Raw genomic sequence first — 12,932 nt, 5'->3', positions numbered from 1 at the left:
GTTTGGCATTATTTCCCCACGCTTTCAAGGAAGAATGGATAGACCAGATTATATTTGCTGTTGCTGGCCCTGATCGAATAGTCAATGGACACCTCAAGCTCAGAGCGGTCTGAGCGCGGGGTGACCGTAATGTCGTCCACTTCAATGCGCGGCTCCCAGTTCTGCAAGGCTTCTTCAATGAAGCTTCGCAGCAAGGTTGCAGTGCTCATGGTATTGGGTGAGAACACCAGCTCGTTCAGTCTGCAGCCGAAATCCGGCCGCATGACCCGCTCGCCGCGGGCCGTTGACAGAATCAGAATAATGGATTCCCGGATGGAGTCTTCTCCACCGGAGGATCGGACGCTGCCCCGCTGGACAGCAAGCGGATACGTCCAGCCCCGTCCCAAAAAATCTACAACTTCCATCTCTCAGCCTCCTAGTAAGACCGTCCCCGCAGCAGACACTTTCCCTGCCGGAAGGTCGGCCGGATCATTGCATGTCACCGCCGGATCCCCGTTTCTGGCAGCCTTTTTCCCGTTGATGAATACCGTTGCGCTTCCGGCGCTGATGGTCCCCTTATTGGTCGGCGGCTTCTGAAACGGGCCTCCCTGCGGAACATGGGCCGGCGTATTCGTAGCCGTAGAATCCATAGTGGCGGCTGGCTGCCCCATAATCTTGACATTCGCGCTTAGCGCACCGTCCAGAATCCCCGTGAAGGGATGAGGCAGCGGGGTGGGAACCAGTCCCCCTCCGGCCGGAAGCATGACGATATGTGTATCGGTATTCAGAATCCGGTCCCCTTGCTTTGCTGCTGGCTGGCCCATAGAGGGCACCCCCTCTCTAATTAATGTTGACCACAGATCCTTTGATCGTCATACTGGCGGCGGCTTTGACCTCCATCCCGGCCGAAGCTTCGATAGTGGTGCCCGCCGATGATTTCATTGCAATGGATTTGGCGGACAGGGACAGCTTGCCTCCCGCCGAGATTTCAATATCTGCACCAGCGGATACCGATACCTTATTTGCCTTGCTGTCCAGAATGATCCGGTTCTTGCCTGATTTGTCGCTAATATGGATCTGCTCCGCGCCGCCCTTGTCATCCAGCTTGATTACGTGACCCTTGGCGGAGGTAAGCGTAATGCTTTCTTCCCCCTTGGTATCGGCGAACTGCAGAACATGCCCGCTGCGGGATTTGAACAGGCGGATATTATTCTTGCCGTCCTTGTTGGTCTCCGGCGGTATGTCTTTGCCATTCCACAAGGAGCCAATGATATACGGGCGGTTGACATCCCCGTTCTCAAAAGCTACCAGCACCTCATCCTCCACCTCCGGCAGGCAAAAAGCTCCCCGCTCCTTCCCGGCCATCCAGGACGCCATACGCGCCCAGTTGGATTCCGGCATTCCCATCAGCGGGATCTTCACCTTCACCCGTCCGGGGCCGGGCTTGTCCGCATGGTTCGCAGAGTCATTATTGATGACAATCCCCACCATTACGCCGAAGATCCGTCCCTCATTCATGATGCTGTCCATAAAATTGCTAATTCCGGGTCCTTCACTCATAGGCCAGTCCTCTTAACCTTGAACGTCGTGGTATAGCCCTTGCTGTCGATCTTGTGAACCGTGGCTACAATGTAATAAATTCCGCTGAAGCGCTCGCCCAGCCCCATCAGCTTCACCGTCTGTCCTGCCCGGAGCTTCGGGTTCCCCCAGCACATGCCTTCCCCGGCAATGAACTCGCGCAGGCGGCTGTTGTAAGCGGCGGCGGCCAGCACCTTGGCTTCGTTCATATCCAGCAGATTCTCGGCCATAATGACAATCGGTGATTCCCCGACCGCTGCTGTGCTGATGGTGAAGCCGCCTTCCTTCCCGCCCATTTTGGTCGTCTCTTCCCCGCTCTTAGCGATAGCCTCAAGCTCCTTCTTCTCCTTCACATCCCAGCCCTTAAGCGTCACCTTACTCCCCCGGGTAAGGGCCCTCAGCTCCAGGTTCAGCCGTTCGAAATCCTTCTTGAAGCTCATCTCCGGCAGCACCGGGGCCTTCACGGACCGCGACTTGACGAAATGCAGCTTCTTATCTGCCGCGAACAGCTCATAATCAAGCAGGGCTGCCCGCTCCAGCAGAAATTCATAGTTGCTCTGATTATTCTGGAAGAGGTAGGGATACACCGTTCCGGTATCCTCCACCACAGGGGTCAAACCATGCTCCTTGGCGATTTCCCCCGCAATATCACTATCCTTCTTCTTCAGAAAAGCTTTGCTCCTCGTCCCCATACGCAGCCTGTGCAGCAGATCATATCCGCGGATATCCAGCACCGAGTGCTCCGCAAAGTTCAGATCCAGCGAGGTAATCTCCCCGCTGATCATCGGCTCCGGCTGATCGAGTCCAAGGGAGAGCTTCAGCTGGTCGCCCGGCTTCAGGCTCGTCAGATCTGTTCCCCGCCACATCCCGCTTCCGGCATTCACCATATTCATCTGGATGGAAAACACCGCCGGCAGATTAAGCTCATCCTCCAGCGTGACGCCTTCCACCGCCGCTGTCAGTTCAGCGGACAGCTTGCTGCCGTTTAGCTCAATTTTGTAATTTGCTACACTGGTGCCCATGCAATCCCCGCCTTAATCCGGGATAACCAGAGTTCTCCCGATGTCATTTTTGCCAGGAAAGCCAACCGGATTGGCGATCCTGTTCAGCTCGGCAATTCTGCGCCAGGCCAGCGGCTCCTTCAGCGCCTCATTCGCAATGAGGTCGAGCCGGTCCCCGCTTTTGACCACCCACAGCTTCCGGCAGGCATTCAAGCCCTGGCTGTCCTCCACCGACTTATCCGGCTCATCTGTAATGAAGGTCACATCCAGCAGCGAGCGGACAGGCGTGCCGTTATCCATGAACATCGTGAACTTCTGCTCGATCTTGCTCAGCAAGCCGCGGTAGGTGAAGCCGCCCCAGACGAACATGCACACCGGCGGTTTTTTCGTGCTTTTGCCGCTGACCTTGGGATCAAGCAGCGACGTCAGCTGCCGGGTCTTCTTGCGGACATCCTTGCGCTGTTCATAGGTATCGTAGAACAAGGAGACCTTGAACTCCGGTGTCTCTGTGATCTGGAATTGCTTGTTGTTCTTCTCCCCGGTATATTTGCCTTCAAAAGAAACGGTGTACTCATTGGGGTTGAACATCACCTCAATGGCTCCGACGGGCATATCCAGAGGAATGATCTTCGCTTTTTCCGCCATTATCTTAGCCCCCTCCGATCCTTGCGTATAGCCATTCTCTTCTCCAGCACCTGATAGACGCGCTCAGCCAGCTGATCCAGCTCTGCTGCATTCATGACCGGCGGCGGAGCGGCCTTGGTGAAGGTCTGCGCCGGAGGCTGGGCCGCTTGTTTCTGCAGCACCCGCTCCAGCTGCTGCTGCATCGGCTCCGGCAGAGTCGCGCGCGGCGCTTCAGGCTTCCGCAGCACCAGGCGGCTATGACTGGCGGAAGGCTGGAGATCCGGTTCATAAGTCGGGCTATCCGCCCTAAGCGGACTGCCCGGCCTTCTTCGCTGCGAAGCGGACGGAAGCTCTGTCCGGTCCGCAGCGTAGATCAGGCTGGCCTCCACCGGCGCCGCAGGCCCCGGCCCTCTTGGAGTAGCCCGTCCTGCGGCTGCGGCCATTTGAGCGGAAGCCGCCTGCCCGGCCAGGGCTGGTGCACCTGACGCAACCCCAAGCGGTTGAAGGATATGCGGCAGCGTAAGCTGTAATGACTTCATCGCCTGCCTCTGATGAACCGTACCAACGGCAGCGGGCAGCGGGCTCAGAAGCTCCTGCCTGCTCTCCAGCTGCTCAAGCGTTGCCGTAAGCTGCTCACCTAAGCCGAGCTGAAGACTGGAACTTACGCTTGTATGCGGAATCAGCAGACTACCGGGCTTGAAGCTTAGGTTAGGAGTCTTAAGCTGTGCTTCCACAGCGGTCCCGGCTGAGCCTGGGACGGCCTCCCGTTCATGCTTTAATGCTTGCGCGCGTACCGGATGCCCTAGCTGCTGCCTCAAGCGCTGCTCTTCCGCTCCGGTATCCCATTCTTGCTTAACGCCATAGGTCCGCAGCAGCTGCAGCACCTGCACCAGCTGCTGCTGGTGATGGACTGCATGTGCCGGTCTGCCGTTCATCCTGTCTTGCTGCCCTGGAAGGACAGAAGCAGCCGGCAGATCGCCTCTGTTCTGCCTGTCTCCCTGGCTTCTTTCACCTGTAGCGCCTGAAGGCAGCGGCTTCAGAACAGACAACCCGGACGGTGCAGAGACTTGCGCCGGTCTTGATCCGACAGGCTGAACAGCTACAGGTTCAGCCGGATGAAGTGCTGTATTTTGTATGCGATACTCCGTTGTTACCTGATGTTTATTGCTTCTATGCTGCCAGACTCTCTCTTGCAGCACCTGTACCGAATTCAGTCGTCCGGCTGCTGAATGAAGCCCGCTCCGCAGATCCTCAGCTTGACCGGGAGAAGCAGATGGAGCGCTTAGTCCAGGCCTGATGCCGCTTTGAGTCACCAGCAGGATGCGGCTTGCCGGTCCCGGCTGTACCTTCTCTGGTACTGCCAGTCCATAGAATGACTGGTGGATATGATTGACCACCAGGTCCGTACGCTGCAATGTCTCCGGCTGCGCAGCATATAACGGATTGTGCCGCAGGATCAGACTCTTCAGCTTGCTCCGCCAGCGGGTCAAGCCGTATTTTGCCAGAATCGATTGAATGAACCCGGTCTGCTTCTGATTCGCAAGAGCCGCCGCGCTCCGGATACTCCAGCTCATTACCGGTACCTGTACAGCCCGTTATGCGTCAGAACTAGGCTCTCGACGGCTACCGCGCTGCTGCTGGCGTTGAACGCAGGCCCTTCCCATTTGATGGGACAGGCTTCGATGAAGTTCCACCACACCTTGGGGGTGCCGGAATGATCCAATAGACAGATGGACCCGCTGCGCCGTCTGACGACCCCGTTCACCACATTCTGATACCAATTCCACAGATACTCATCATTCGTGACCCCGTTTTTCAGCGTCAGATCCGAGTACTTGGTCGGTCCCAGGAACACAAATTCCTTATGATTCTCACCACCGAAGGTTTTGCGCTCCACCTGTGTCTCCACGCTAAGACCTGAGACCTCAGAGAATCCGGCGACGGAGATCCCGTCAATTTCCACGATAAAGTTATAAGCAAGAAAGGGATCTTCCCGGTACCCGGGGACCCAGCTTCTTTTGGCGCCGATATTTAGCATATTTGCCTTCATGTTATCCTCTCCTAAGCCTCAAAGAAGTTCTTCTTCTCTTCCCCGCCACTCAGCTTCTGGTTGATCCGGCTGACTTCACTGCACCAGCGGTCCCGTTCAGCATGCTCCAGGTTCAGCACTGCCGTATAGTCCCAGTGCAGATAGTAGGTCAGAAAGGCTACCTCCTCGTAGAGGCGGTCAAGGGGGTAGCCGACTATTCCCCCGGCGGTTCCAGTTCAAGCTCGAAGCGCTGCTCGCACTTGGGACACTGCGCATGAACCGCATTGCTGCCGTTCTGGTTAATCCGGTTGTACAGATCCTGCAGATAGGCAAAATCCGAGGTATACAATTCTTCGATGACTCTCGGCGTAATCATGCCCAGTCCACCTAGTGCGGTGACTACTCTGGAGAGCAGAATGACTGTCAGATACGCAGGGTTCTGCTGAACCCGGGAATCCCGGAGCGGTGTAATCTCATCGGCTGCGGTAGCCAGACGCATGGTGCCTTGTTTATGCAGCGTGCCCGCTTCATCCACGTACCCCTTGGGCAAGGTGAAGCTGAATTCAGTTTGTAATAGTTCCATATTCTCCCTCACTTCCTCATCAAAACCATCCTAATACCTTCGCTTCCTTCCGGCGTCCCCGGCCGTGAATATGATGTCCATACCGTCCAGCTTATGTTTTGGCGTATTGCATCACATCCACAGTGACGATGACGATAAGCGGGAAGGCTATTTCACTCTGCGAACCCCTTCATGCACCAGCTCCATCGACTCGACAGAGACCTCGTTGCCTTTGGCGCTAAGGGCGCTGACATCATACTTGATCGGCCAGGCTTCGAGGATATCCCATTGCGCCTTGTCATTGCCTTCTTCATCCACCAGGATGATGGACAAGCTCTTGCGGTTTTTCAGCGCGCCTTTGTCCTCAATCGACTTGCGCCAGTTGTAGAGCTCCAGGGAGTCGGTCAGTCCCTTTTTCAAGGTAATGTTCCCGAATTTGGTCAAGCCCGACAGCTTGCGCGCATGCGGGGCGTCGATACCCTCCCGGTAATCAACAGCCTCTGTGGATGTATCCGGAATCGTTGCGTCCGCAAAGGCTGCAGTCTGAATGCCGTCAATTACAACGCGGAAACGGTAATTGCGGTAGGGGTCCAATCTTTTGCCGGTTGCCATAGCATAAATCTCCTCTCAGTCTCTTATTTGGATAAGGTCTTCTGGCTGACCCGGATGACTACAAATTCAGCAGGTTTGACCGGGGCTACGCCCACTTCGATAATCAGCTGGCCGGCATCCCGCACAGCAGGCGGATTGTTCTCCTCGTCCACTTTGACGAAAAAGGCCTCTTCCTGCGTGGTTCCGTAGAGTGCACCGTCTCTCCATACGCGGGTCAGGAAGGCGGTGAGATTGCGCTTGACCTTACCCCACAGGCTCGGATCATTCGGTTCAAACACGACCCACTGGCTGCCCTCATCCAGCGACTCTTCAATATACATCATCAGCCGCCGGACGTTGACGTAACTCCATTCCGAATCGGCGGACAGCGTTCTGGCTCCCCAGACACAGATGCCTTCCGGCAAGGAGCGGATCACGTTGATACCGCCGGGATTCAGCAGCTCCTGCTCCGCCTTCGTGATGATCTTCTCAATCCCGACTACGGAATCCAGATAGCCGTCGGTGGTGCCTGCCGGTGCTTTGTGGACACCGCGAACGGCATCGACATAAGCATACGTACCAGCAATTGCCCCGGACGGTGGCACAAGCTTCTGCTTCCCGGTCAGCGGATCATTAATGTAGACCCAAGGATAGTACAAGGCGCCATAGGACGTATTGAATGAATTGCCCGAATAATCGCCCGCCCCCTCCTTGAAATCCTTGACCTCCATCGGACTTAAGCCATGCGGAGGATCTACGATGAAGATGCAGTCTTTTCTCAGCTTGCAGTAATTCAGCATATCCAGGATGGTGCCCCGGCTGTACGCCATATCTGCAAGGTCTGGAGCTGCTACAATGTTGATGCCGTCAATCGTATCGAATGCGTGGATACCGGCCCGCTTGACCGCATCCCCCAGGAAGTCAATCGGGGACATCCCGTTCACACCGCCGCTGAGGGACAGGGCTGCTTCATTGAACGCCGGCGTTTTCTCCATATTCTCCAGAATGGTCAGGTCGACCAGCGGCTTCACACTGACAAAGGCAGATACCTGATTCACCTTTTCTTCAAAATTGATCAGCAGCATGTTGTCGAAGATTTCGACGATCTTACCCTCTTCATCTTCTCCGCTGTATTCATCATTGAAATCACTGTCCAGCAAATACTGCACAATCATCTTGAAGCCGAATTGCTGCTTGTTGGAGGACGGACCGATCTTGACCGAAATGCGGTTGCCCCACTCCCCTTCCGAACGTGCAACTACCTTGAACAAATCCAGATTATCGGTATCGCGAACCGCAAGCGAAGCCGGCCGGATATCGGTGGATGCGGCTCTCACTACATAGCAGGAGGTGCCTCCTTCCGCAAAAAAGTTATACACGGCATAAGCGAGATAGCCATTGGGGATAAACTGGCCGAACTCATTGACGAACTGGCTCCAGTTGGTGACCAGTACCGCTTTGCCGATAACCCCTTTCTCTGCGATTCCGACGAAGGCCCCGACTGAGGTGCCCACACCGGCAATCGGCTTGACCCCGCTTGAGACTTCCTCCACATACACGCCTGGCGATAAATAATTTGCCATCTCTTACCCTCCTAAAAAAGTTAAATTAGCTGCTGCTTCTGAAAGAAACCTTCGGCACATCTGGCTAAGGAAGCATAAACTTAGGTTGATCAGTTTACACAATCCGCTTAGGCGCAGCTGCCATTGTCTGCGGAATATCCGCTGGTACGGGTGCCTTGCATGTCATTCCTCCATGAATCACTCCCTTCACAGAAGCCCTCTCTGCCAGCTGTGTCTACAGAGGATGAACGCCCAGCTCTTTTACCTCAACCCGCGGGATCTGGATCGTCTTATCCGCAGGCAGCCGCACCGGCGACACCAGATAGGATAGGCTCACCTTAGCCGGCTTCCCGGGGAACACCTCCCACAGCTGCTTGATATCCTGAATCGTCAGGTTGTTATAGGAGATCCGGATCTTCTCATTGCCGCATTCGGCCAGGTTGCCCCGCAGATCGCTGCCGCTAAGCACCGGATGCTCATGGAACAGCTGAAAAATCCGGCCCAGGATCAGCTGCTCGGTCTCCCTGTCCTTGGCATACGGCGTAAGCAGATAGTACAAATCCAGATAAGCCGGCGGATACATGAACTCATTCTTGCCGCCGGTCGCTTCCTTCTCACTGTTGCGCATACTCGGGCTATGGCTCAGATAGTACAAACACATGGACAGCTTCATCGTTGAGCTGTCAATGTCACTTGGAGAGCCGAAGCTGATGAAGCTGTCATCGTTCAGTTCAGGCACATGTGCTTTCAATAACGCCTTCAGGCTGGTGCTGACATCTCTTATTACCGTACCTGTATCCACAGCCATGCTTATTTCACCTCGATCAGTGTGTGATAGGGCGCATAATCCGATTGCAAAAAGGTTCTGCCCAGCTTCAGATACTCCCGCTTGGCTGCCAGCATGATCTGCTTCATCCCGATGGAACAGCCCTCATGCGCCGCATAAAAGGCTGCATTCAAGGCAATGTTCTTGATATTGCCTCCGGCCAGAATGAACTTCTCCGCCATGAAGCCGTAATCCAGGCCAGGATCAAGCGGCGCTCCCGCCGGGAACATTCCCCGCCAGATCCGGCCGCGCTGCTGCTGCTCCGGGAACGGGAATTCCAGCTTGAAGTGCAGCCTGCGGGCAAAGGCATCGTCCAGGTTCTGATTCAGGTTGGTCGCCAGAATCACTATTCCCGTATACTCCTCCATCTTCTGCAGCAGGTAGCTGATCTCCACATTCGCATACCGGTCATGCGCATCCTTGACCTCAGAGCGCTTACCGAACAAGGCATCCGCTTCGTCGAAGAAGAGAATGGCGTTCGAGGTCTCCGCCTCATCAAAAATCCGCGACAGATTCTTCTCGGTCTCCCCGATGTACTTGCTCACAATCTGCGAGACATCGATCTTGTAGAGTTCCAAACTCAGCTCAGTTGCAATCACCTCAGCGGCCATCGTCTTCCCGGAGCCAGGCGGCCCCGAGAACAGGATGTTCAGCCCTCTGCCGAGCGACAGCCGTCCTGCAAAGCCCCACTCTCCATAGACGAGTGCGCGGTATTTCACCTGACGGCAGATTTCCTCCAGCTGATTCAGCTGCTCTTCGGGAAGCACCAGCATGTCCCAGGTATACATGGCCTGGACCTTCGAGGCCAGTGCCTGGATTCTGCGGCTGGACTGGAAGTAACAGGCTTCGTAGAGATCCTTCGTGCTGATCCCGTTCTCCCTGAAGCCGTTCCAGACGGCGATGTTCTCACCGCCGTTCAGCGCGGCCCGGATCTGGCTTGCCGTGAAGCGGAAGCTGCCGCTGACTTCATCCAGTTCCATCTGCGGAGACAGCTTATACTCCTCACCCAAGGCAGTCCACACAGCCTTACGGGCCGCCGCATCCGGAAAGGGCAAGTCGATCTGCATGAAGTTCAGCGGAATTCCGGTGAAGCTGATTCCCCACTGCGCTTCTCCAAGGATGAACGTCAGGGGTGCATAGTCTGCCAGCATCTCCATGAGGAGCCGGATCTGCAGACTGTAGCGGTCATCCTCTGTCACCAGGCTGTCGAAGCCAGTGAAGCAGAGGGCCGCCTTCATCAGCAGCGCATGCCGTCCAAGCAGTCTCAGCATTTCGCTGAAGTCAGCCTCAGGGCGCAGCAGCTTCTCCAGATCGGCAACCAGGACAGAGAGTCCCAGGGTGCCGCAGACCTCGCGGATACCGCCCAGCTTCAGAGCCTCATCCGGGCCGCTGATGTATAGCAGGCTGCTGGAGCTACGGGGGCTGCCGGCTCCGCTGCAGCTGTAATGCTTCACGAACCGCAGCAGCTTCTGCTCCAGCTCAGCCGGAAAATGGATCTGCTGGGGAAGGGGCACCGTGTTAAGCTTCGCCGCCTTCGTCAGACGCTCATCCAGCACCTCATAGCCGAGCAGCAGATTCACCGCCCAATCCTCCAGCTTCAGCGGCCGGGCGATTAACGGAATGCGGCTGTCGCCGTACTCCCCTCTTCGTTCCAGCAGCAGCTTCATCAGCGGCGCACGGACATCGAACAGCAAGCGGGCCGCCTGCCGCTCCTCCTCTACCCCGGCAAATACCTCCAGGACCCACCCCACCGAAGGGCGCTTGTCCGACATATCATTCTGCAGGTAGGCATAGATTCGCCCGTACTTACCGTTCAGCTCAGGCGCGAGACAAGCGACCAGGATGCTTACCTCCAGCCCTGACAGGTTAAGTGCAGAAGCCACCTCCTGGAGCATGAGCCTGGGCGCGGGAACGCTTACCTCCAGCCCCGGCAGGCTAAGTGCAGAAGCCATTTCTGTGCACGTAAGGCGGAGAGCTGGATTGGGTGACTGTTCTGCTGATGGGTGGAAGTTAGTCCTCAGTCTGGCAGCGATCTTCCGTTCCAGATGAGCTATTTCCGCTGTTAAGAGATTGATGTAACGCTCGTCTTCAGGCTGGACATCCAGCAGACTGCGGATCTCCTCGTCCACAAGCTCCAGCTCTGCGTGCGGCTGCGGTCCTTCAAGGTACCTGAGCTTAAGCCGGAGCTCCAGCAGTTGCAGCTCTTCTGCAAGATGCTCTTGGTTCGAGCTGTAGGGCGGAGCGGTTTCGCCGCTCTCCTCTCGGGGAGCTGCTGCTTCGGAAATTGCTTCAGAAGCAGCTGGTTCATGAGCGGAAGCAAGAGCAGCAACATAAGCAGCACCTGTGCCAAGCTCGGCTGCTTCGACCCGTTCCACATCATCAGCAGCCTCCGCTGTTTCCTTTCGATAGCTTCTGGCCAATTTTTTGAATTTCATCGGCAGTTCTGTCCTCACTCTATATTTTCTTGTTCATATATAAAGTAAGTTTTGGGAGAGAGATTACAACTGGGGGGTGGGGGAAATTAAATAAAACCTTATCAACTGAATTGAATTATGATGAACTATATAAAAAAAGAAGCTTATTAACCCCTTACTTTAAAGGGAATAAGCTTCAATAATTGATATTGTCATTCTTTTAGAATTCCTAAATCTTTTTCATTCGCTTCCCATTAGCTCTTGATGAACTTGACTCCAATGCTGCTGAGAGCGCGATTGCCGCAGGTGTCTGAAAAGAGATTTACTGATTTTGGTGATTTAATTAGTAAAGAGTCTCCCTACAGCTTCCATATTCAGCCCTTGCCCTTTTTCTTGTCTTTTCTTTCTTTTTCTTTTGCCTCCAATTCTGCTCTAGCGGCTAACATATTAGCAATAAAGTCACTATTCATTCTTTCTCTTACAATTTTCAATTCAACTTTTTGTTCTTCTGGCTGTTCAATTTCAAGACTACTAATAAAATCAGTAAAAGTATTTGAAATTAAAAATATATTATCCCAATAATCATCTAAACCAATATTTCTATATTTTTTTTCATTAAGCATTAAATTTGCACTCAATTCATCTTCGTGATGCCAAAAATAAATTTTCTCATTGTAATTACCCTTTACACCGATACATATAAGATTTCCGTTCCCATCGTCCGCAATAGGCATTAAGGAGCTGGGAATTCTTTCATAATACTGATTAATTTTATTTTCCAGGTCATCCACGCCACCATCAAAACCAAAAAAAGAATCAAAAGTACTAAGGCCATTCTTATCTGCACAAGGAGATAATTCTATTGATTTATAGGTAACACTTTCATTGAATATAGAATTTCCGTATTTAAGTACAAAAAGCCTATACAATTCAGGAAATGAAATATTGTATTTATTCTCAATATTAGAAACACGAACCATGGGATCAACTATATCTCTACTTGGTAATCCTATAGCATCTAAATGTTCTTCCATACGATTAAAGGTTTTGTTTATCTCTTTCATTCGTTATCTGAGCTCCTTTAAGTTTATATTTGCTATTACTTTCTTCTCTTTAGATCTTTTTGATGTGGTTTAATCCATTGCGTTTCTCATTTCAGATGCCGAACCCTTATGTGGTATATTTCCATGAAGTTTTGACGGAATCATTTGTATTTCTGTATTACTTAAATGGTGAGGCGTCAATCCTTGAGACTTTAATAGTGCCTTGGCTTGAGTTTTATTTTTAGCTAATCCCAGTTCTACGAGCCTATTATAAACAAGTTTAAAATCAGCATCAGTTCCATTTAATTGTCCCAATTCAAATTCTAATTCATAATTTGACCATCTTGAAAAATCAGGCTTACCATCTTTGAATATTATAGGCTCGTCTCCTATTACTTGCTTCACTTCTGAATGATCAGAATACCATTTCCCGTTCCCAGGTTCTCCTTCCCATTTACCACCTGTTCTAGGAAGTCTTTCTTTCGGCTTATTTCTAGATTTTTTTCAGGAGTCGGTTCTTTAATACTATCAAAATCAATCTTACTTTTATCTCCGTCAGCATTCTTTGAGATTTCGATTCGCTTATCACTATCTAATTTATTTAGTTTGCTATGTTCTGCAGCATTAAGCTTAACCGGTTGCTTACCCTCTTGCTTTAATCGCTTAAACTCCTGTTCGAAGTCTTTCTTTGGGATGTCCTGCATAGTCCCGTCAATCAGCAAC

General features: G+C 53.0%; 16 protein-coding genes. All 16 read right to left on the bottom strand.

The genetic code is table 11. The features are described from left to right. Positions 1 to 8: 8 nt before the first annotated feature. On the bottom strand, positions 9 to 404 hold the full coding sequence (locus tag NST04_RS16675; protein ID WP_036701060.1) for a GPW/gp25 family protein: 396 nt from the start codon (positions 402 to 404) through the stop codon (positions 9 to 11). Positions 405 to 407: 3 nt separating this feature from the next. Further along, positions 408 to 803, bottom strand: coding sequence for a PAAR domain-containing protein (locus tag NST04_RS16670; RefSeq protein WP_341185277.1), 396 nt, complete (start codon positions 801 to 803; stop codon positions 408 to 410). A gap of 16 nt (positions 804 to 819) precedes the next feature. Further along, entirely contained in the window at positions 820 to 1,539 is a 720-nt protein-coding gene (locus NST04_RS16665; RefSeq protein ID WP_341185276.1) for a phage baseplate assembly protein V, read from the bottom strand. Continuing rightward, positions 1,536 to 2,579, bottom strand: coding sequence for a phage late control D family protein (locus NST04_RS16660; protein WP_341185275.1), 1,044 nt, complete (start codon positions 2,577 to 2,579; stop codon positions 1,536 to 1,538). The genes NST04_RS16665 and NST04_RS16660 overlap by 4 nt, the downstream gene beginning before the upstream one ends. A gap of 12 nt (positions 2,580 to 2,591) precedes the next feature. Then, a complete protein-coding gene (locus NST04_RS16655; protein WP_036701053.1) occupies positions 2,592 to 3,203 on the bottom strand; it encodes a CIS tube protein in 612 nt (203 codons plus the stop codon). Continuing rightward, positions 3,203 to 4,756 (bottom strand): hypothetical protein, encoded by a 1,554-nt coding sequence (locus NST04_RS16650; RefSeq protein WP_341185274.1) that lies wholly within the window; start codon positions 4,754 to 4,756, stop codon positions 3,203 to 3,205. Before NST04_RS16650 ends, NST04_RS16655 begins: the two co-directional genes overlap by 1 nt. Further along, the gene (locus NST04_RS16645) at positions 4,756 to 5,232 is read right to left on the bottom strand and encodes a phage tail protein (RefSeq protein WP_341185273.1); all 477 of its coding nucleotides are present in this window, start codon (positions 5,230 to 5,232) and stop codon (positions 4,756 to 4,758) included. Before NST04_RS16645 ends, NST04_RS16650 begins: the two co-directional genes overlap by 1 nt. 11 nt (positions 5,233 to 5,243) lie before the next feature. Then, positions 5,244 to 5,429 (bottom strand): DUF6760 family protein, encoded by a 186-nt coding sequence (locus NST04_RS16640; protein WP_076083189.1) that lies wholly within the window; start codon positions 5,427 to 5,429, stop codon positions 5,244 to 5,246. Next, positions 5,426 to 5,794, bottom strand: a complete 369-nt coding sequence (locus NST04_RS16635; protein ID WP_340753075.1) for a hypothetical protein — start codon at positions 5,792 to 5,794, stop codon at positions 5,426 to 5,428. Before NST04_RS16635 ends, NST04_RS16640 begins: the two co-directional genes overlap by 4 nt. Before the next feature lie 147 nt (positions 5,795 to 5,941). After that, positions 5,942 to 6,385 carry a phage tail protein gene (locus tag NST04_RS16630; RefSeq protein WP_019910188.1) on the bottom strand — a complete coding sequence of 148 codons (444 nt, stop codon included), beginning with the start codon at positions 6,383 to 6,385 and terminating at the stop codon, positions 5,942 to 5,944. Between the two features lie 23 nt (positions 6,386 to 6,408). Beyond that, positions 6,409 to 7,947: a phage tail sheath family protein gene (locus NST04_RS16625; protein ID WP_341185272.1), complete on the bottom strand. Its 1,539-nt coding sequence runs from the start codon at positions 7,945 to 7,947 to the stop codon at positions 6,409 to 6,411. A 214-nt stretch (positions 7,948 to 8,161) separates the two neighbouring features. Continuing rightward, a complete protein-coding gene (locus NST04_RS16620) occupies positions 8,162 to 8,734 on the bottom strand; it encodes a DUF4255 domain-containing protein (protein WP_341185271.1) in 573 nt (190 codons plus the stop codon). A 2-nt stretch (positions 8,735 to 8,736) separates the two neighbouring features. After that, the gene (locus NST04_RS16615; protein WP_341185270.1) at positions 8,737 to 11,187 is read right to left on the bottom strand and encodes an ATP-binding protein; all 2,451 of its coding nucleotides are present in this window, start codon (positions 11,185 to 11,187) and stop codon (positions 8,737 to 8,739) included. A gap of 353 nt (positions 11,188 to 11,540) precedes the next feature. Further along, positions 11,541 to 12,230, bottom strand: coding sequence for an SMI1/KNR4 family protein (locus NST04_RS16610; RefSeq protein ID WP_341185269.1), 690 nt, complete (start codon positions 12,228 to 12,230; stop codon positions 11,541 to 11,543). A gap of 69 nt (positions 12,231 to 12,299) precedes the next feature. After that, the gene (locus NST04_RS16605; RefSeq protein WP_341185268.1) at positions 12,300 to 12,614 is read right to left on the bottom strand and encodes an HNH endonuclease; all 315 of its coding nucleotides are present in this window, start codon (positions 12,612 to 12,614) and stop codon (positions 12,300 to 12,302) included. Next, positions 12,611 to 12,932, bottom strand: a 322-nt coding sequence (locus tag NST04_RS16600) for a hypothetical protein (protein WP_341185267.1), incomplete at its 5' end; no start/stop codon positions are given. The genes NST04_RS16605 and NST04_RS16600, both read right to left, overlap by 4 nt.

The organism is Paenibacillus sp. FSL H7-0756 (genome assembly GCF_038006765.1).
GTDB lineage: Bacteria > Bacillota > Bacilli > Paenibacillales > Paenibacillaceae > Paenibacillus_AQ.
The sequence above is the reverse complement of the archived record's forward strand: the minus strand, read 5'-3'. Positions and strand labels throughout refer to the sequence as shown.